This is a genomic window from Psychromicrobium xiongbiense, assembly GCF_030271165.1.
In the GTDB taxonomy this organism is placed as follows: Bacteria; Actinomycetota; Actinomycetes; order Actinomycetales; family Micrococcaceae; genus Renibacterium; species Renibacterium xiongbiense.
On record NZ_JASSZH010000006.1, the window covers coordinates 1 to 18,838 of the forward strand.

Genomic DNA, 18,838 nt, shown 5'->3' on the forward strand with positions numbered 1-18,838 from the left:
CGAGGGCCGGGTCTTTTGACCCGGCCCACGCTGGTTTAACGGGTTCTGAACCCAGAAGCGCACCGCTGCGCAAGGGTGCTCAGCGTGCGGCCTGGGCCACCACGGTGACGGCACGTTCCAGCGCGTAGATCGGATCACGGGCCGCACCTTTGACCTCTGCATCTGCTCTCGCCATGGCTTCCACCGCTCGTGCGAGCCCCTCTTCCGACCAGCGGTCCGCTTCGCGGCGGGCCTGGTCGATCTGCCAGGGTGCCATGCCCAGTTCCTTGGCCAGTCCTGCGGAGGAACCACGCGCGCCGTAGACCTTGGCCACCGAGCGTACCTTCATCGCCAAGGCTGCAAGGAGCGGTACCGGATCGATGCCGGTGGACAGTGCATGCCGGAGGCTGCCGAGCGCTCCGGCAATATTGCCGGCCACTGCGGCATCGGCCACCCGGAACGCTGTGGCTTCCACGCGGCCGCCGTAATACTTTTCCACGGTGCCCAGCTCGATGGTGCCCTCGACATCGCTGAGCAGCTGAGAGCAGGCAGCCGCCAGCTCGGTCAGCTGGGCGCCCACCGCAGCAACCAGCGCACGCGCCGCATCCGGGTCAATTCGGCGGCGGGCCCGGGCAAACTCTCCGCTGACAAAAGCCAGCTTGTCCGCATCCTTCTTGAGCGGCTGGCAGTCAATCACGGGAGCGCCACCGGATTTGAGCGCATCGAGCAGCTTCTTCCCCCGTACTCCCCCGCTGTGCTGCAGCACCAGGATGCATTCAGGAGCCGGGCTGCTGAGGTACTCGAGGGCATCGGCCAGGAAGGCGTCGCTCATCGTAGCCAGTGACTGCACCCGGATCAACTTCTCAGCGCTGAACAGCGAGGGGCTCGTCGCAGCAATGAGCTCGCCGGGGCCCAGGGTGGCGGCGTCGAGGGTCAGGACCTCCCCCTCCGGGCTACGCAGACGCTCGGCCTCACGGATGAGCTGCCAGGTCCGCTGCGCCAAATAGTCCTCCGACCCCTGGAGCAGGATGACGGGGCCCTGAGGAAGATCTCTCCAGGCCTGCTGAGCGGGCACAGCCGCAGCCCCTTTGAGGGCCGACTTGCCGGCTGCCGATGCCGGACTTTTGCGGGACGACGTGGCGGAACTGCTCATCTCACCACTGTGTCATGGTGGTAAGACAATCTGAAACCCGCGCCATGGCCACCGATCAGGGCGGCAGTCCGTACCAGAGACTGGCCATCGCCGCCCCACAGAAGCACCCCAGGCCAACGGCGAGTCCGGTGATCATGGTCCAGGGCACCATGGATCGGGCCCAGAGTACCGCGGGTGCCTGGTCGGCTGCCTGGAGCAGGCGCGCGATGACTGCCAGACGATGGCGGTGAGCTGACGGCGCTGCATTCCGGTCCACCCAGAAACGGAGCTCCGCGCTCCGGCACCAGATCAGCAGCAGGGCTGCACTGAGCGCACTGACGGCGGTCATCAGCCCGAAGCCTGCCCAGCCCTCGGGCCAGGGAATTCCGGCACCGGGCAGCCCTGCAAAAAATCGCGCCACCATGCCCACCCAGGCCGAAGCCCAGCCGGCGAGCCAGATCAGCGGAACGCCAAGCACAGGCGCAATGCAACAGACCAGCAGCCCGAGCATGCCTACTAAGGTGCAGGCGGCAACCACCGGATCTGCCAGCACATTGCTGATGAGTGAGTACGGCATCAGCGCGGGCTGAACGAACACCACCAGTGGCGCACAGGCCAACTGGGCAGCAATCGGAACAGCCAGGGCAGCAGCCAACCAGTCGGGAAGCCTGCGGGCCAACGCCCGATGCAGCGGAACGCCCAGGGTCATCAATCCGGCGGTGGCTGCCACCGACAGGATGAAACCCAGGCTGTGCGAGAGCCAGGGCTGACTCAACAGGAGCAGCATCACCGCTGCACTGAGCAGCGGCAGGCCCTGACCAGCTCGTCCGGAACCCAGGGCAAGGAGTCCTAGGGCACCCATGACCGCCGCGCGCAGCACACTCGGATCCGGCCCCACCACCAGAACAAAACCACCGAGTGCCAGTAGCGCCAGGGTAGCGGCGACTTTCCGCTGGGCCCTCATCGTCCGGAACAGCAGGAGCACCGAGAAGACCACCAGGGTGCAGTTGCTCCCGGAGACCGCCGTCAGATGCGTCAGCCCGGTCAGCTTCATGGCCTGGTCCAGAGTGGGCTCCTGAGCAGACCGGTCGCCCAGCACCATGCCCGGCAACAGCGCCGCGGCATCCGCGGAATTCTGCCCCCAGATGGCGCTGGCGCCCTCGCGGAAGGCTTGCCTGGCCTGGCTCAGAAAAGCCAATGGCACGGGTGCTGGGGATAGCAGTCTCGGCGCCGACTGAGGACTGAGCCGGGCGGCATATTCCTGGCCCGGATCTGCAGGTTTCAGCCTCGCAATCACCTGAACCACCGAACCCTGGGTCAGAGAATGCCATACCTCGCTGGCGGACGCCGCACGGACCTGGACGGGCAGATTCGCAGGCAACGACGCAGCGCCGAACCTCCCGCCCACCACCGTCGCGGAGAAGCTCAGGGAGTGATCGGTACCGCTGGCCGGTCCGGGATCCCGGTCCACGACCAGGTCAACCGTCACGGTCTCCTGAGCGTCGATGGCGTTCACCAGCGCGGCGGGACGTCCGACCTGAAGCCAGATGGCGGAGGAACCCAGAGCTGCCGCAGCCGCGATGCAGCACACCACCAGATGAGGCTTCCAGCCGGTGCGACGTCTTCTCCGACGGGACCGGCTTGCCCGGGCGGCAGCCACCCAGATCCCGGTCAGGACCAGCACCAGGGCAGCGGTCACTACTGTTGCCACCACCAGGGTGTCAGGCCCCTGGGTTCCACACCACGTGGCGGCCCAGAGGCACAGCGCCGCAGGTACCAATCGGACATCCGACCAGCGCATCGTCGGCTCCACCCGCTGCGACTCCGTAGACCGGTCCCAGAGCCGCCGTAACCGACCCAGCGGATCGTGAGGCCGCGGGATCCGGGCCCGCAGGATGCCTCGGTCGTCGCCCTTCACACCGGTGACTGCGGTCCTGGTGACTCGCTCGGCGACAACACCCCTTAGCGCAGCGAGTCGATAGGTCTCCCAGGGAACTCCACGCCGTGGCCCGCTCATACGGTGACCAGCGGAGTCAGTGATTCAAGAAGCTTCGGTCCGATGCCGGGAACCGCGTCGAGATCCTGCACGGAGCGGAACTTGCCATGCTGCTGGCGCCAGTCGACGATTCGTTGCGCCAGCACCGGTCCAACTCGCGGCAGCGTGGCCAGTTCCTCCACCGCAGCGGTGTTCAGATTGACCTTCTTCCCCGAATTCCCCGAGCTCCCAGAGTTCCCGGAGCCTCCCGCACCGGGAGTGCCGCCCGTGCCGCCGGGAGACATGGTTGACGGGACCTCGCCCCGAGCCACCTGGTCCTGGGTCGGCACCAGAATCTGTTCACCATCGGTCAGTACTGCGGCAAGGTTCAGTGTCCCAGGAGCAGCCTCAGGCGTCGCCCCTCCCGCAGCCGCTATCGCCTGGTAGACCCGTGAATGCTCGGGCAGGGTGACCACTCCCGGGTTGGTCACGGCACCTGCCACATGAACCACTACTGTGGCCTGCCCCTCCGTAGCCCCAGGACTGGTGTCACCGGGCCCGGGGGTGCTTGCCCCGGAGCTGCCCGGAGCCGGTACCCCGACGGCGACATCGCGGGGGCCACCGGGCGTGGCAGCAGAACTCCCCGCCACGCGCATCCACCAGATGACCCCGACGCCCAGTAGCAGAGCAAGCACCAGCGCCATCACCGTCCATCGGCCCAACCGCCACCGGGTGCGCCCTGTGGACGGAGCAGGAGGTGCGCTCTGGGCGTCGTCGGCCGCAGCGCGCATCCCGGAATCAGCCTCTTCAGCGGCCTCACGGTCGGAGACAGCGGGGGCCAGCATCTCAGGAAACAACGCCGCCAGGCGATCTTCTGCGCTGCGGTGCTTCCTGCGAGCTGCCATGAAGTGAGCCTAGGACGAGGCGCCAGGACGCCCTCGGGCCGGGGCTGTCTTAGCCGTCGGTTGTGAGGAAGTCCCGGGAAATACCCTGCTGTGCAGGAGCAGTGGCAACAACCACCCCGAGAACCCCGAGGCCGACGTGCGCAGCAATGACGGCGGGAACGGTACTGTGTTCACACTCGATTCCGGCAGCGAGCCTCCGCCCCAGCCTGGCAGTGAACTCTTCGCGTTGAGTCTCATTGCCGAAGCCCAGGACGATCACCCGGACCGGTGTGCGGGCGGCAACCACCCGCTGGCTGATGATGTCCTCCAGGCGGGCGATTGCGCGCGGAGCCGAGCGCACCCGTTCATAGGGGACGACTTTGCCGTCCGCAATTGCCAGCAGAGGCTTGATGGCCAGCACGGTGCCCAGCCAGGATGCAGCGGCACCCAGGCGACCACCACGGCGCAACTGCTCGAGCGAAGGGACGTAAAACAGGACGCTACTACCGGCCAGGCGTTCCTCAGCCAGCAGAGCCATCTCCTCCACCCCGAGGCCCCGCGCTGCTGCCTCAAGAGCGGCCTCGACGGCCAGGCTTTGTGCTGGTCCCACCGAGCGGCTGTCCAACACTGAGACGGGAATGGATACGCGCTGAGCGGCCAGCCGCGCGGCCTCCACTGTGCCGGATAATTCCGCAGAGAGGTGGATCGAGAGAACGGCGGCAAAACCTGCTTCCTCCAAAACCCGGTAGGCGCGCTCAAACTGACCCGGAGACGGCCGCGAGGTGGTAACAGGCATTCCCGCGGCCAGTCCCAGACTGAGCTGCTCCATCAGGTCGTCGTCGCCCTCGCGGTAAACCGTGCCGTTGACGACCACCGACATGGGCACCACCGTCAGCAGCCCTTCCGGATATCGATGAAGCACTTCGACGGACAGCGAAGCGGCCGAATCCGTCACCACTGCCACCCGGACAACCGTCGCCGGGCGTGCCGGACCGTGGCCTTCGGGAACAGCACGCAGCCGTTCCCGAAGGCGATGCAGCCAGGCACGAGTATCCACGAAGGCTCAGCTCAGTTCAGCTCACGGTCAGGCCGGGACGATGTTGACCAGCTTGGGAGCCCGCACAATCACGGTGCGAATGGCCCGGCCATCCAGCGCACGCTGGACGTTCTCCGAGGCGAGCGCCAATTCCTGCAGCGCCTCCTCGGTGATGTCCGCCGGGACCTCCAGGCGCTCGCGAACCTTGCCCTGCACCTGGACGACGGCGGTCACACTCGACTGGACCAGCAGAGCCTCGTCGACTGTCGGCCAGCTGGCACGAGCCACGAAGTCCTCATGTCCCAGGACCTCCCACATCTCGTCCGCGATATACGGGGCAAAGAGGCTGAGAATGATGGCCAGCGCCTCCGCAGCCTCATGCACCGCAGGATTAGCCGCCCCGGCGCCGCTGTCGATCACCTTACGGGTCGCGTTGACCAGCTCCATGAGCTTGGCGATCACCACATTGAACTTGTGCGCGTCGAGCAGCTCCGCGGAATCCGCCACTGCGCGGTGGACCAGTGCTCGCAAGGCGGGGTCTGCCGGGTCCGTGTTCGGTTCCACAGCGGCATCCTGCGCTACCCGCCAGGCCCGCGCCAGGAACTTGGCCGAACCAGAGGGCGAAACATCCGCCCAGTCGACGTCGTCCTCCGGCGGTGAGGCGAAAATCATGGTGAGCCGGACGGCGTCCACGCCGAAGGTATCCAGCTGCTGTGAGAGATCCACACCATTACCCAGGGACTTGCTCATGGCCTTGCCACCGTTGAGTACCTGCCCCTGGTTGAGCAGGGCGCTGAACGGCTCCTCGGTCTCCAGCAGGCCCATGTCATGGAGCACCTTGACGAAGAACCGGCTGTACAGCAGGTGCAGAATGGCATGCTCCACTCCGCCCACATACTGGCCCACCGGCATCCACTGGTTGGCGCGGGCCGGATCGAAAGGACCGTCGGTGAAACCGGGCGAGGTGTAGCGCAGGAAGTACCAGGAGGAGTCGACGAAGGTGTCCATGGTGTCCGTGTCGCGCTGAGCCGGACCACCACACCGCGGGCAGGTCACATTGACCCAGTTCTGCACTGAGGCCAGAGGGGAGGTGCCCTTGGGCGCCAGTTCCTCGCCGCGCAGATCCTCAGGCAACCGCACCGGGAGCTGATCATCCGGCACCGGGACCTCGCCACAGTCGGCGCAGTGAATGATCGGAATCGGCGCGCCCCAGAAGCGCTGACGACTCAGCAGCCAGTCGCGCAGCCGGTAGTTGACGGTCTTTTCGCCACTGCCGCTCTCGGTCAGCAGCGCGATGGCGGCCGGAATGGCCTCACTCTTGCTCAGCCCGTCGAGCGGCCCGGAATTCACCAGGACGCCCTCACCGACGATGGCGATTCCCGTCTCAGCCGGGTCGTCGGCCTCACTGGCCACCACCACGCGCACCGGCAGGTCGAAGGCCCGCGCAAAGTCGAGGTCGCGCTGATCATGCGCTGGAACGGCCATCACTGCGCCGGTGCCGTAATCGGCCAGCACATAGTCGGCGGCCCAGATCGGCAGGCGTTCGCCGTTGATCGGGTTGATCGCATAGCGGCCCAGGAAGACGCCGGTCTTCTCCCGCTCGGTGGTCTGGCGTTCGATGTCGGAGAGGTGCCTGACCTGCTCCTGGTACACCTCCAGTTCCACCCGGTGGTCATCGGTCACCAGCTGACCCGCCAGAGCGGCATCGGCAGCGACGACAAAGAAGGTCGCGCCGAACAGGGTGTCAGGGCGGGTGGAGAACACGGTGATGGTCTGATCGCCACCGTCCTGGCCCGCCACCGGCTCGATCTCGAAATCGATATGAGCGCCCTCGGAGCGACCGATCCAGTTCCGCTGCATGGCCAGCACCCGCTCGGGCCAGTGGCCCTTGAGCGGTGCCATATCGTCCAGCAGGCGGTCCGCATAGTCGGTGATCTTGAAGTACCACTGATTCAGGCTCTTCTTGGTGACCGCGGTCCCGCAACGCTCGCAGGCTCCGTTGACCACCTGCTCATTGGCCAGCACGGTCTGGTCCTTGGGGCACCAGTTGACCGGTGAATTCTTCCGGTACGCCAGCCCGCGCTCATAGAAGCGCAGGAAGAGCCACTGCGTCCAGCGGTAGTAGTCCGGGTCCGAAGTCTGCAGGCGGCGATCCCAGTCCACGCTGATCGCGTAGCGCTTGAAGGAGGCAGCCTGGGTATCGATATTGGTGTAAGTCCACTCAGCGGGGTGGGCATTGCGCTTGATGGCGGCGTTCTCCGCCGGCAGACCGAAGGAGTCCCAGCCAATCGGGTGCAGCACATCGAAGCCCTTGAGCTTCCAGTAGCGGGCGACGACGTCGCCCATGGCGAACGCCTCGGCATGGCCCATGTGCAGGTCGCCCGAGGGGTACGGGAACATATCGCAGACGAAGCGACGCTCTTTGGAGCCGTCGTCGAGCGGAGCGAAGAGCCTGGCTGCCTCCCAGCGGGGCAGCCACTTGGCTTCCAGCGCTGCCGGGTCGTAGCCGCGAGGAGCACCCTCGTCGTACGACTCATCGCTAGCCGTCATCGCGCTCTCGTTGACCTGCTGACTCACCGCTGGGCTCACTTCCCTTGACATCTGACGATCCTGTACGCAAACAAAAACCCCTCGCCAGCGTCACAACGCCATCCAAGGGGTACACCGCACGTTCTCCTGAAGGAGGTGACGCGCGGCTAGCTAAGCAAAAGCACGGTCTGCATCTCACCAACTCTAGCGCATCCGGAGTCATTCTTCCGGGTCTGCGCCGAGGCGTTACCCTAAGGGTGGGCGTATCACGCGACGCTCATGCCGAGGAGGAATGCTCCCACGGCCGATCGGCTATCCGCAGCCATCGAGTGCGCGGATCTGGCCCATCAGGTGAATAGGTCAACACGATGATCACTGAACCACACAACCACACCTTTTCCGCCGGAAATCCGCCGCCCGCGGATCTGGCCCGGAATGCAGTCGATCTGGTGCATCGCTGGTTGAAAGAATCCGATGCCGCCCGCACCTCGCACTCGCGCGAGGTGGGCAGCCGCTCTGAGCAACGTGCCCGTGCCGCAGGCGCCCGATCAGCGGCGCTGCTCGCCCAGGTGCTCAAGCACCAATCGGGACTGGACTTCACGCTGGGCTTCGTCGACCGGGTCGTCCGGCCCGAAGACCGAAGCGTCGCAGCACATAACCTGGCCCTACTGGCCCGGGACACTCCGGCCTTCCTGCCCTGGTATCTGAAAATCGCATCCCGGCTGGGCGGTGTGGTAGCGCCGGTCCTCCCCCAAGTGGTGGTCCCGATGGCGCAGGCCGTGCTGCGCAGCATGGTCGCACACCTCATCGTCGACGCCCGTCCGGCGCAGCTCGGTGCCGCCATCGCCAGCCTTCGCTCGGCGCACACCCGGCTGAACATCAACCTGCTCGGCGAGGCGGTGCTGGGCCAGCATGAGGCGGATGCCCGGCTGGAGGGCACCACCGATCTACTCGCCCGCGATGACGTCGACTATGTCTCCATCAAGGTCTCCTCGGTGGTGCCCCAGATCAACCTCTGGGCCTTCGAGGAATCGGTGACCCAGATCGTCGATCGGCTGTATCCGCTCTACGAGTTGGCTGCCACCTCAGCCACCCCCAAGTTCATCAACCTGGATATGGAGGAGTACCACGATCTCGATCTCACCATCGCCGTGTTCAAACGCCTGCTGGAACGGCCGGAGCTTCACGGCTTCGAGGCCGGCATCGTGCTCCAGGCCTATCTTCCCGACGCTCTCGGCGCGCTCCAGGATCTGACCGCCTGGGCCAGCGCCCGGCTCGCGGAAGGAGGTGCCCCGATCAAGGTACGGCTGGTCAAAGGCGCAAACCTGGCCATGGAGAAGGTCGATGCCGCCCTGCACGGCTGGGAGCTGGCCACGGTGGGCTCCAAGCAGGAGGCGGATACGAACTACCTCCGTTGCCTGGACTGGGCGCTGCGCCCGGAGCATGCCGCCGCCGTGCGCCTGGGCGTTGCCGGTCACAATCTTTTCGACATCGCGCTGGCTCATCTGCTGGCGCAGGCCCGTGGAGTCAGCGACCGGGTGGAGTTCGAAATGTTGCTCGGCATGGCCACGGAACAGGCGGACGCCATCCGGGCCGACGTCGGTTCGCTGCTGCTCTACACCCCGGTGGTGCACCCGCAACAGTTCGATGTCGCGATCAGTTACCTGATCCGTCGGCTGGAGGAGAATGCGAGCCAGGAGAACTTCATGTCCGCAGTGTTCGAGCTCAGCAGTAATCCGGAATTGCTGCAGCGTGAAACCGACAGGTTCCTGGCCTCGGTAGCCGATCTGGACTTGAACGTCCCGCAGGCCAATCGCGTCCAGCGCATTGACCGCAGCCCGGCCGCGGGTCCCGGGGAATTCGTCAACGCCACCGATTCCGATTCCTCCCTGCCCACCATCAGGGACTGGGCAGCCGTAGTGCTGGAGCAGGTTCCCGGCTCCCGTCTGGGTGAGGAACTGGTTGCTCAGAGTGAGATCAGCACTCCGGAACAGGTGGAGGAACTGGTCCGCACGGCGGTCGCGGCTGCACCGGACTGGGCCGCGCGTGGCGGCAGTGAGCGGGCAGCGATCCTGCGTGCGGCCGCCCGGGAGCTCTCGGAGCGCCGCGGCCAGCTGATCGAAGTGGCAGCTTCAGAAACCGGCAAGACCCTGGCCGAGGGCGATGTCGAGATCAGCGAGGCCGTCGACTTCGCCAACTACTACGCACTGCAGGCCGAAGAGCTGGAAAAGGTCGATGGAGCGCGCTTCGTACCCGTGCAGCTGACCGTGGTCACGCCGCCGTGGAACTTCCCGATCGCGATCACTGCCGGGTCCATTCTGGCGCCGTTGGCCACCGGAAGCTCCGTGGTGGTCAAACCGGCGCCGCAGGCCAGGCGTTGTGCCGCCGTCGTGGTCGAGGCACTCTGGGCGGCGGGGGTGCCGCGCGAGGTGCTCCAGCTGGCGGACGCTCCGGAAGGGCCTCTGGGGCAGTCGCTGATCGCCCATCCCCAGGTGGACCGGGTCATTCTCACCGGAGCCTATGAAACGGCCCGGCTCTTCCGTAGCTGGCGGGCAGACCTGCCGCTGCTGGCCGAGACCAGCGGGAAGAACGCCATCATCATCACGCCCAGCGCTGATCCGGATCTGGCGGCGCGTGATGTGGTGCGCTCCGCCTTCGGCCATGCCGGGCAGAAGTGCTCGGCGGCGTCGCTGGTCATCCTGGTCGGTTCGGTGGCAGACTCAGAGCGCTTCCGGCGTCAGCTGCTCGATGCTGCCTCCTCGCTGATCGTCGGCTTCCCCGACGATGCCCGCACCGATATGGGCCCGCTCATCGAATCGGTGTCCGGCAAACTCAGGACGGCGCTCACCACCCTGGGCGAAGGCGAATCCTGGCTGCTCGCCCCGCAGCCGCTGGACGAGACCGGGCGTCTCTACTCCCCCGGTATCCGCACCGGTGTTCTCCCGGGAAGCTACTTCCACCTCACCGAATTTTTCGGTCCGGTGCTGGGCATCATGACCGCGCGGACCCTCGAAGAGGCCGTTGAGCTGCAGAACACCCCCTCCTATGGACTCACTGCTGGCCTGCACACGCAGGATCCGCAGGAGTTGGCGTACTGGCTGGAGCGGGTCCAGGCAGGGAACCTGTATGTCAACCGCGGTATCACCGGTGCGATTGTGCAGCGTCAGCCCTTCGGTGGCTGGAAGCGCTCCGCGGTGGGTCCGGGGGCCAAAGCCGGTGGCCCCAACTACCTGCTGCACCTCGGTTCCTGGGAACCGGTCCCGCATCAGGCGAACCCCGACTCCGCAGAGCTCGCGTTGCTGCCGGAGATCGCACAGGGGCTGGATCTGCTGGCGTCGTCGGTGCCCACAGAAGGACTGGCGGAGCTTCGGAAGGCGCTCGCCGATGACGCCAGGTACTGGGCAGCGACCTTCGGTGCGGCCGTCGACGTGAGCCAGGTCGGCGTGGAACGGAACATCTTCCGCTACCTGCCCTTGCCGGCAGCTATGCGGGCGGAAATTCGCGCCGAAGACGCCTCTGAACTGGAGGTCTTCCGCCTGGCGGCAGCAGCCTACCGGACCGGAACCGACGTCCGGGTCTCACTGAGCGCTGCCGTCTCTGAGGTTCTCAGACAGGCTCTGAGCAGCCTGGGTGCCCAGGTGCGGGTGGAGTCCACTCAGGACTGGGCCGCACGCTGCGCCGAGGAACTTCCCGCCCGCGTCCGGCTCATCGGTGCAGGGCGCGCTCAGGCGGAAGCTCAGCTGCTGGCTGCAAGCGAGGGCAATCCGGATATCGCGCTGTATTCCGGCACGGTGACCGGTGCCGGTCGGCTGGAGATGCTACCGTTCCTACGCGAACAGGCCGTGACCATCACCGCACACCGCTTTGGCAATCCGGATAATATCTCGATGACCGTCTTCTGAGTTCACCGTCTTCTGAGTTCAAGGCGTCAACCCAGGCCGGGGTCCGATATCGGGCCCCGGCCTTTTCGCGCCAGCAGGTAGGACTGTGGGGTCTTTTCCCATCCTTCCGGAGCACGGAGCGCCTGAATCTCAGGGCTCAGCCCTGCCGCCTCCAGCAACTCCACCACTCGATCGGGGCGCCGCTCAAAGTTGTCCAATTGGAGGGAATGGCCATAACCGTGTTCCAGACGCACATCACGTTCCCGCGCCTGGAACGCCAGCAGGGCAAGGCCTCCTGGGGCCAGAACCCGGGCAAACTCCTCGATCGCGCCAGGCAATTCCGCAGGCGGGAGGTGAATGATCGAATACCAGGCGAGGAGCCCGTCCACCGATGAATCCGGCAACTCCAGGTTGAGCATCGAGCCGACCTCAAAGCGAAACTGTGGATGACGGGCCCTGGCCTGATCAATCATCGCGGGCGAGAGGTCTATGCCGAGTGGGTCCAGACCCAGAGTGCCCAGAAAGCCGACGATCCGGCCCGGTCCGCACCCGATGTCGACCACCACCGAGGGAACCTCGGCCACCGGGGCTGGCAACATCTGCGCAAAGGTGGTGAGTATGGCCCGGTCGAAGGGTTTGCTGTCCAGCTCATCGGCCAGCAGCTCGGCATAATCCGCGGCAACCCGATCGTAGGACTGGCGGGTCTGCTGGATCCAGGCGGCTTCAGGCATCCACCCATGGTAGCCAGACGTTCCTCGCCGCACCGTCCTGGGCTGCCTGTTCCTGATGGGTTGTCCGACTGGCCACTGTCCCAAGGGCCAGGTACGTAGCGGGTGCTCCCGGCAGATTCCGTACCAACATCACCGAAGCCGACAGGCTCAAAGCCCGCAAGGAGACAGCAGCATGACGTCCACGACCTCCATCATTCGCAAAGACATCCTCGTCATCGGACGTGGCGCGTTCGGCTCCGCCGCCCTCTGGAGGCTCGCCGCACGCGGGGCCGACGTCGCCGGCATCGAGCGTTTTGGCATCGGTCATGATCAGGGCTCATCCCATGGTGCCACCCGCCTCTTCCGGATTGCCTGCCAGGAACACGTCGGACTTTCTCGGATCGCGAAGAAATCACTCGAACTCTGGACGGCGCTAGGCAACGAAACCGGCCAGACCCTGATCCGCCGACCTGGCCCTGGAGCGGCTGAACCACGAAGAGTTCACGGCCCGCTTCCCGATGTATTCCGATATCGGGAAGCACGACGTTGCTGTGTTCGACCCAGGGGCTGGCATCCGTTATCCGGAGCGGAACGTCCGCGCGCAGACAGCTGCCGCACAAGCGCTCGGCGCGGACGTCTATCCCTTCACACGCGTGACCGAGATCGTCTTCACCGAAGACGGCGTGCGGCTCCGGACGCCGACGGTCACCTTTGAGGCGCGGCAGCCTCCTGCCTGATCTTCCGCTCACCCCTCGATGCACTCCCCTTTACTGGTTTGAACCCAAGGACCCTTCGTGATCGAACTATGCACTCAAGAACTTCCCGTCGTTCATCCGAACGCTTCCCGAAGGCATGACGCTCTGGGGACACGGCTTCGACGAGGATTTCGCGATCAAGATCGGGATGGAAGACGACGGCACGAATTTCACAGACACCAACCCGGAAACAGTCGACCAGTATATTCATCCGGAAAAGGACATCGCGGAGCTCTCGCGGTGGGTTGCGACCGCTTTCCCCAGGGTCAACCCTCAGCCCTCGAAGGTCACCACCTGTATGGTGACAAATTCCCCCGACGGACAGTTCCTGGTTGGCCGCTCAGGGGATGATTCCCGACTCGTGATAGCGGGCGGTGACCATGGTCACGGCTTTAAACATGCTGCAGGAATCGGCGGGCTTCTCGCTCAAATCGCACTCGGCGAGGCCACCTACACCGACATCGCCTTCCTGGACCCTGGCCGTCTCGCTCGCAGGTCCTGAAGTCATTCGGCTGTTACGTGTCAGCGCGCCTATGACGAAGGGAGGGGTGGACCTGGTGCGGTCCACCCCTCCCTTCGTGGCGAAGTGGTCGTGCGATCAAACGGTCTGCTTAGAGAACGTCCTCATCCACCCAGTCCATCGACTTGGTGACGGCCTTCTTCCAGAGCCGCAGCTGACGGGCACGCTCAGCCTCATCCATCCGCGGTTCCCAGCGCTTGTCCTCGGCCCAGTTGGCCGAAAGCTCCCCCAGATCGTTCCAGTAGCCAACAGCCAGACCGGCTGCATAAGCCGCACCGAGCGCGGTGGTCTCGGTGACCTTCGGCCGGATGACCGGAACGCCCAGGATGTCCGCCTGGAACTGCATGAGCGCATCGTTGGCCACCATGCCGCCGTCGACCTTGAGTTCGGTCAGCGGAACACCGGAATCCGCGTTGACGGCATCGAGCACCTCGCGGGTCTGGAAGGCGGTGGCCTCCAGCGCCGCACGGGCGATGTGGTTGCGGTTGACATACCGGGTCATGCCGACGATGGCGCCGCGGGCATCCGAGCGCCAGTAGGGAGCGAACAGACCGGAGAACGCGGGGACGATATACACGCCACCGTTGTCCTCCACCTGAGCCGCCAGTTCCTCAACCTCCGGGGCGGTAGAGATCAGGCCCAGGTTGTCGCGGAGCCACTGAATCAGCGAACCGGCTACAGCGATGGAACCTTCCAGCGCGTAGTGGGCCGGTGCGGTGCCCAGTTTGTAGCCCACCGTGGTGAGCAGGCCATTCTGCGAATGAACCATCTCCTCCCCGGTATTGAAGATCAGGAAGCAACCGGTGCCGTAGGTGTTCTTCGCCTCGCCAGCCTCGAACGCCGCCTGACCGAAGGTGGCCGCCTGCTGGTCGCCCAGGATGCCGGCCACCGGAACTTCACGGAGCAACTGCGAGGTGTGCACTGTGCCGTAGACCTCGGAGGAGGACTTGATCTCGGGCAGCATCGAGGCTGGAACACCAAAGGCATCCAGGATCGACTGGTCCCAGCTGAGGGTCTTCAGATCCATGAACAGGGTGCGGGAAGCATTCGTGACATCGGTGATGTGCACGCCGCCGTCGACGCCGCCGGTCAGGTTCCAGGTGATCCAGGAATCGGTGTTGCCGAAGATCAGGTCGCCAGCCTCGGCTTTGGCGCGTGCGCCCTCGACATTGTCCAGGATCCACTTGATCTTGGTGCCGGAGAAGTAGGTGGCCAGCGGCAGGCCAACCACCTCCTTGAAACGCTCCACGCCACCATCGGCAGCGAGCTGGTCCACGATGTCCTGCGTGCGGGTGTCCTGCCAGACAATGGCGTTGTACACCGGCTCGCCGGTCGTCTTGTCCCAGACCACCGCGGTTTCGCGCTGGTTGGTGATGCCGACCGCGGCGATGTCGTGACGGGTCAGATTCGCCTTGGACAGCGCCGCGCCGATGACCTCACGCGTGTTGTCCCAGATCTCCACCGGATTGTGCTCAACCCAGCCGGCCTTCGGAAAGATCTGCTCGTGTTCCTTCTGACCGGTGGAGACGATGTTGCCGCTGTGGTCGAAAACGATCGCACGGCTGCTCGTGGTCCCCTGGTCAATGGCGATGATGTACTGCGGCATGAAAAACTCCCTTGTCTGTGCCTGAATTGTCGGTGCCTGAACGTGATGCTGTCGCTGCTACTTGGTCCAGAGGCTCACTGCGGGTGCGATGACGGCAGCGAGAACGCCACCGACGATCGGGCCCACCACGGGAACCCAGGAGTAGCCCCAGTCACTGGAGCCCTTGCCCTTGATGGGCAGCAGGGCATGGGCGATGCGCGGCCCGAGGTCACGGGCCGGGTTGATGGCGTAGCCGGTAGGTCCACCCAGGGAAGCGCCGATGCCGACGACCAACAGAGCGACGGCCAGCGGGCCCAGTCCACTGGGTGTGTTGCCGAACATGATGATGACGAACACCAGCACGAAGGTGCCGATGATCTCGGTGACGAGGTTCCAGCCGTAGCTGCGAATGGCCGGACCGGTGGAGAATACGCCCAGCTTATTGGCGGCGACCGGCTCCGCGTCGAAGTGTTGCTTGTAGGCGAGCCAGGTCAGCACCGCACCGATGATCGCGCCTAGCAGCTGTGCGCCAATGTACAGGGCGATGGTTCCGGCGTTGATGTCAACACCCTTGACGAACTCATGGCTGCCCTTGATGGAATTGCTGATGGCCACGCCGATCGTGACGGCAGGGTTCAGGTGTGCACCCGATTTGAACGCAACGTAGACGCCGGCAAACACGGCGATACCCCAGCCGAAGGTCACCATCAGGAAACCGCCGTTATTGCCCTTAGTGCCCTTGAGCGCAACATTGGCGACGACGCCGGTGCCCAGAAGGATCAGCATGGCAGTGCCGAATAGCTCCGAGAGGAAAATCTCCCAAAGATTCATCGTCATTGACTCCTCAGTATGTAGTGAGAACCGGGCTCAGGTGTGGGCCCGGTGTCTTGATGAGGGGACTTCCCCTCAGGCCCGTGCGGTCGTGACCGTTCAGGCGATCAAGTTCTGTACCTGGACCAGGTGATCCCGTTCCAGGACGTTTTGTGCGTGTTCGAGCTCGAACCGAACCCGCTCGGCATCCCAGCCCAGGGGCTCAGCAAGGATCTCCGCCGTCTCCGCAAGCAGTTCGCGACTGACCAGGCCGCGGAACGCCAGGGACGTCCTCCGGATGAAGACATCGATCAGGTGGCCGATCTGTTCCTGCTCCGCCAGGTAAAGAAGTTCCCGGCTGCTCAGCTCGTGCGTGGAATGCAGCACCGCGTCGGGGCCGGTCTGCAGGAAAGCGATGACGTCGTCGGCACGGGTTCCGTAGCGAGTCAGCAGAGTTGCTGCCCGGGCGGCATCGACCGTGCTGGTCTGGTGCGCTGTAATCCATTCCTCCACCCCGGCATCGGTCCGGGGGAATCCGACGCCGCCGCCAATGGCCAGCTCTGCTGTCGAAATGGTGCGTGAGGCACCCAACAACGCCAAAACCTCATTGCTGAGATGCTCGCTCAGCGCACGGAAGGTAGTCCACTTTCCGCCCACCAGACTCAGAACGGGAACATCCCGCTCCCCCTGGCGGTGCTGTGCCTGCTCGATCCGGTAGTCGCGGGAGACGAAGCCAGGCTGGGTGTCATCGTGCTTGGGCAGCGGCCGGATGCCGGAGAAGGTGTAGATGATCTGCTCACGATCAAGGGATACGTCCGGGAAGACATGGTTGACCAGCTCGAAGAAGTACTCGATTTCCTCTTCGGTGCAGACCGGGGAGACACGCGGATCCGCGTTGATGTCTGTGGTACCCACCAGGACCCGGTCGGCCAGTGGGTAGATCAGCACGATCCGGCCGTCGGTGTGCTCAAAGAAGATCTCACGGCCCGCGCAGGCTGCCAACAGCTCCGGGGAATCAAGCACAATGTGCGATCCCTTGGTCCCGCCCATGAAGGAGGTCGGTGCGCCCAGCGCCTCATTGGTCAGGTCCACCCAGGCGCCGCTGGTGTTGACCACCACCTCGGCATCGAAGGTGAAGGTCTCACCGGAGAGCTGGTCGGTCAGCTCCACTCCGTGATCGGTGAACGCCGTGGCGGCAACATAGTTAGCGGGGCGGGCCGTGTGGTCGGCACCCTCGCCAGTGCCTGCTGCCACACCATCGCGCAGCACGTCCAGGGTCAGCCGTTCCGGGTTGTGCACCGAGGCATCAAAGTACGTGGCCGCGTACTTCACATCGGAGCGCAGCCGGGGCAGCTCCTCGAGCGCCTTCTTGTGGCCGACGAACTGGTGACGGGGCACAGTACCGCCATCACGGGAGAAGGAGTCATAGAGGCTCAGGCCCAGTTTGATCAGGAGGGCACCGCGCTCCTGCGGCTTGCCCTGTTTGTGGGTCAGGAAGCGCATCGGTGCCGAGAGCACGCCGGAAACGGTGGAAAAGATCGGGATGGTGGTCTTCAGCGGCTTGACATAGTGCGGCGCGATCTTCAGCAGGCGATTGCGCTCCTCAACGGATTCCTTCACCAGACGGAACTCGCCATTCTCCAGGTACCGGATACCGCCGTGGATCATATGCGAGGAGGCGCCTGAGGCACCCTGGCAGTAGTCGCCGCGTTCCACCAGCGCCACGTCGATTCCCTGCAGCGCCAGGTCACGGAAAGTACCCACACCATTGATCCCGCCTCCGATGATCAACACCTGAGCCCGGGGCCGGTCCTTCAACGCTTCAACGCTTGTCCGAACCTCTCCCTGAACCGGAACAGCTGATGAGGCTGCAGAGTCAGAAGTGGTGGTGTGCTCCGAGTGGCTGGACATGAAAAGAACCTTCCTGCGCCGTTGATGGGGTGGTCTTCACAAAACATGAAAAACAGGCGGCCCGTCTCTCAGGGCAACCGTTAGGACTATTCTGGGAAGAAAATGAAAATACAGTCAAGATAAATGCACATACGTGCAGAATGGAGTGGAACTTCTATGCGAACCAGCTCGTTTGCCGCTGCGGAAGCCCTCCGCGCTGCACAAATGTATTACCTGCAGGACCTGACGATGGACGCCATCGCCCGCGAGTTGAACACCTCCCGTTCGACCGTCTCCCGACTGCTCGCCACCGCCCGGGACACCGGCCTGGTTCAGATTCAGATCCGTACCCCTCATGAGGGAGCGGCCGGGCTGGAGCGCGCCATCCGCAGCCGCTACCGGGTGGAAGTCCACGTGGTACCGGTCCCTGACATTCTCAATGAGGGCGAGGTCCTGGACCGGGTCGCCCTTCAGGCCGCGCGCACCATCGGCCCGGTGATCGACTCCGATGCCGTCGTCGGCGTCGCCTGGGGATCCACCCTGAGTGCGGTGAGCCGGCATCTGCAGCCCAAACCCACCCACGACTGCACCATTGTGCAACTCAACGGTGCCGGCAATACCCGTACCAGCGGCATCGCCTACGCCTCTGAGATCCTCTCCCGCTTCGGTCATGCGTACGGAGCCCGGGTCGTGCAGTTTCCGGTACCGACCTTCTTTGACCGGGAGACGACGCGGGAGGCCATGTGGGAGGAGCGGAGCGTCCGACGCATCTTGGAGCTTCAGGCAAAAATGACGATCGCCATCTTCAGCGTCGGCTCGGTCAACGCCGAGGTGCCCAGTCATGTCTACGCCGGAGGCTATCTCGACGAGGACGATCTGCGGAGCCTTGAGGAACACCAGGTGGCCGGCGATGTCGCCACCGTGTTTTTCCGCGCCGATGGGACGGACGCTGATATTCCGCTCAACCGTAGAACCTCTGGCCCGCCACTCGACCTCCTGCGCCGAGTCCGGCGACGGATCTGTGTGGTCTCCGGTCCGTCCAAAATCAAGGGCCTGCTGGGTGCGCTGGCCGCCGGTCTGGTCACCGAACTGATCGTGGACCAGGCGACAGCGCGGCGTCTGGTGGAACTGGACGCCTGAGTCGGTAAAGTC

The 18,838-nt window shown here is 64.8% G+C and carries 13 protein-coding genes and 1 pseudogene; 5 read left to right on the plus strand and 9 right to left on the minus strand.

What is annotated here, in order from left to right; genetic code table 11:
* Positions 1 to 79: 79 nt before the first annotated feature.
* The 5 genes from holA to leuS are packed head-to-tail and all read right to left on the minus strand — an operon-like array spanning position 80 to position 7,556.
* Entirely contained in the window at positions 80 to 1,132 is a 1,053-nt protein-coding gene (holA, locus tag QQM37_RS02210) for a DNA polymerase III subunit delta (RefSeq protein WP_285724588.1), read from the minus strand.
* Between the two features lie 55 nt (positions 1,133 to 1,187).
* Complete coding sequence (locus QQM37_RS02215; protein ID WP_285724590.1) at positions 1,188 to 3,128, minus strand: ComEC/Rec2 family competence protein; 1,941 nt, start codon at positions 3,126 to 3,128, stop codon at positions 1,188 to 1,190.
* The gene (locus QQM37_RS02220) at positions 3,125 to 3,991 is read right to left on the minus strand and encodes a ComEA family DNA-binding protein (protein WP_285724592.1); all 867 of its coding nucleotides are present in this window, start codon (positions 3,989 to 3,991) and stop codon (positions 3,125 to 3,127) included. The genes QQM37_RS02215 and QQM37_RS02220 overlap by 4 nt, the downstream gene beginning before the upstream one ends.
* 49 nt (positions 3,992 to 4,040) lie before the next feature.
* The gene (locus QQM37_RS02225) at positions 4,041 to 5,027 is read right to left on the minus strand and encodes a DegV family protein (RefSeq protein ID WP_285724594.1); all 987 of its coding nucleotides are present in this window, start codon (positions 5,025 to 5,027) and stop codon (positions 4,041 to 4,043) included.
* Positions 5,028 to 5,054: 27 nt separating this feature from the next.
* Positions 5,055 to 7,556 (minus strand): leucine--tRNA ligase, encoded by a 2,502-nt coding sequence (gene leuS, locus QQM37_RS02230; protein WP_285724634.1) that lies wholly within the window; start codon positions 7,554 to 7,556, stop codon positions 5,055 to 5,057.
* A gap of 347 nt (positions 7,557 to 7,903) precedes the next feature.
* Between leuS and QQM37_RS02235 the strand changes: the two genes are divergently transcribed.
* Positions 7,904 to 11,437 carry a bifunctional proline dehydrogenase/L-glutamate gamma-semialdehyde dehydrogenase gene (locus QQM37_RS02235; RefSeq protein ID WP_285724595.1) on the plus strand — a complete coding sequence of 1,178 codons (3,534 nt, stop codon included), beginning with the start codon at positions 7,904 to 7,906 and terminating at the stop codon, positions 11,435 to 11,437.
* 26 nt (positions 11,438 to 11,463) lie between these two features.
* Here QQM37_RS02235 and QQM37_RS02240 read toward each other — a convergent pair whose 3' ends face one another.
* Positions 11,464 to 12,147: a class I SAM-dependent DNA methyltransferase gene (locus tag QQM37_RS02240; protein ID WP_285724597.1), complete on the minus strand. Its 684-nt coding sequence runs from the start codon at positions 12,145 to 12,147 to the stop codon at positions 11,464 to 11,466.
* A 172-nt stretch (positions 12,148 to 12,319) separates the two neighbouring features.
* Here QQM37_RS02240 and QQM37_RS14405 point away from each other — a divergent pair.
* From QQM37_RS14405 to QQM37_RS02255, 3 genes and pseudogenes are all read left to right on the plus strand, one after another.
* Positions 12,320 to 12,538 (plus strand): annotated as a pseudogene (locus QQM37_RS14405) (FAD-dependent oxidoreductase); the annotation flags it as partial.
* A 106-nt stretch (positions 12,539 to 12,644) separates the two neighbouring features.
* Positions 12,645 to 12,863, plus strand: coding sequence for a hypothetical protein (locus QQM37_RS14410; protein ID WP_337250230.1), 219 nt, complete (start codon positions 12,645 to 12,647; stop codon positions 12,861 to 12,863).
* Positions 12,864 to 12,978: 115 nt separating this feature from the next.
* Complete coding sequence (locus QQM37_RS02255) at positions 12,979 to 13,383, plus strand: FAD-dependent oxidoreductase (protein WP_285724599.1); 405 nt, start codon at positions 12,979 to 12,981, stop codon at positions 13,381 to 13,383.
* 109 nt (positions 13,384 to 13,492) lie between these two features.
* Here the strand turns inward: QQM37_RS02255 and glpK are convergent, their stop codons facing one another.
* The 3 genes from glpK to QQM37_RS02270 form a co-directional block, all read right to left on the minus strand.
* The gene (glpK, locus tag QQM37_RS02260; protein WP_285724601.1) at positions 13,493 to 15,007 is read right to left on the minus strand and encodes a glycerol kinase GlpK; all 1,515 of its coding nucleotides are present in this window, start codon (positions 15,005 to 15,007) and stop codon (positions 13,493 to 13,495) included.
* A gap of 57 nt (positions 15,008 to 15,064) precedes the next feature.
* Positions 15,065 to 15,817 carry an MIP/aquaporin family protein gene (locus QQM37_RS02265; protein WP_285724638.1) on the minus strand — a complete coding sequence of 251 codons (753 nt, stop codon included), beginning with the start codon at positions 15,815 to 15,817 and terminating at the stop codon, positions 15,065 to 15,067.
* A 99-nt stretch (positions 15,818 to 15,916) separates the two neighbouring features.
* On the minus strand, positions 15,917 to 17,707 hold the full coding sequence (locus tag QQM37_RS02270; protein ID WP_285724602.1) for a glycerol-3-phosphate dehydrogenase/oxidase: 1,791 nt from the start codon (positions 17,705 to 17,707) through the stop codon (positions 15,917 to 15,919).
* A gap of 156 nt (positions 17,708 to 17,863) precedes the next feature.
* Here QQM37_RS02270 and QQM37_RS02275 point away from each other — a divergent pair, with 156 nt between their 5' ends.
* Positions 17,864 to 18,826: a sugar-binding transcriptional regulator gene (locus QQM37_RS02275; RefSeq protein WP_285724603.1), complete on the plus strand. Its 963-nt coding sequence runs from the start codon at positions 17,864 to 17,866 to the stop codon at positions 18,824 to 18,826.
* Positions 18,827 to 18,838 lie beyond the last annotated feature (12 nt).

What these genes read in the sequence shown, in the direction of transcription:
- QQM37_RS02275 (WP_285724603.1), top strand. Translation starts at nt 17,864, where the DNA reads ATGCGAACCAGCTCGTTTGCCGCTGCGGAAGCCCTCCGCGCTGCACAA.
- QQM37_RS02270 (WP_285724602.1), bottom strand. Translation starts at nt 17,707, where the DNA reads ATGTCCAGCCACTCGGAGCACACCACCACTTCTGACTCTGCAGCCTCA.
- QQM37_RS02215 (WP_285724590.1), bottom strand. Translation starts at nt 3,128, where the DNA reads ATGAGCGGGCCACGGCGTGGAGTTCCCTGGGAGACCTATCGACTCGCT.
- glpK (WP_285724601.1), bottom strand. Translation starts at nt 15,007, where the DNA reads ATGCCGCAGTACATCATCGCCATTGACCAGGGGACCACGAGCAGCCGT.
- leuS (WP_285724634.1), bottom strand. Translation starts at nt 7,556, where the DNA reads ATGACGGCTAGCGATGAGTCGTACGACGAGGGTGCTCCTCGCGGCTAC.
- QQM37_RS02265 (WP_285724638.1), bottom strand. Translation starts at nt 15,817, where the DNA reads ATGAATCTTTGGGAGATTTTCCTCTCGGAGCTATTCGGCACTGCCATG.
- QQM37_RS02255 (WP_285724599.1), top strand. Translation starts at nt 12,979, where the DNA reads ATGACGCTCTGGGGACACGGCTTCGACGAGGATTTCGCGATCAAGATC.
- QQM37_RS02240 (WP_285724597.1), bottom strand. Translation starts at nt 12,147, where the DNA reads ATGCCTGAAGCCGCCTGGATCCAGCAGACCCGCCAGTCCTACGATCGG.
- QQM37_RS14410 (WP_337250230.1), top strand. Translation starts at nt 12,645, where the DNA reads ATGTATTCCGATATCGGGAAGCACGACGTTGCTGTGTTCGACCCAGGG.
- QQM37_RS02235 (WP_285724595.1), top strand. Translation starts at nt 7,904, where the DNA reads ATGATCACTGAACCACACAACCACACCTTTTCCGCCGGAAATCCGCCG.
- holA (WP_285724588.1), bottom strand. Translation starts at nt 1,132, where the DNA reads ATGAGCAGTTCCGCCACGTCGTCCCGCAAAAGTCCGGCATCGGCAGCC.
- QQM37_RS02220 (WP_285724592.1), bottom strand. Translation starts at nt 3,991, where the DNA reads ATGGCAGCTCGCAGGAAGCACCGCAGCGCAGAAGATCGCCTGGCGGCG.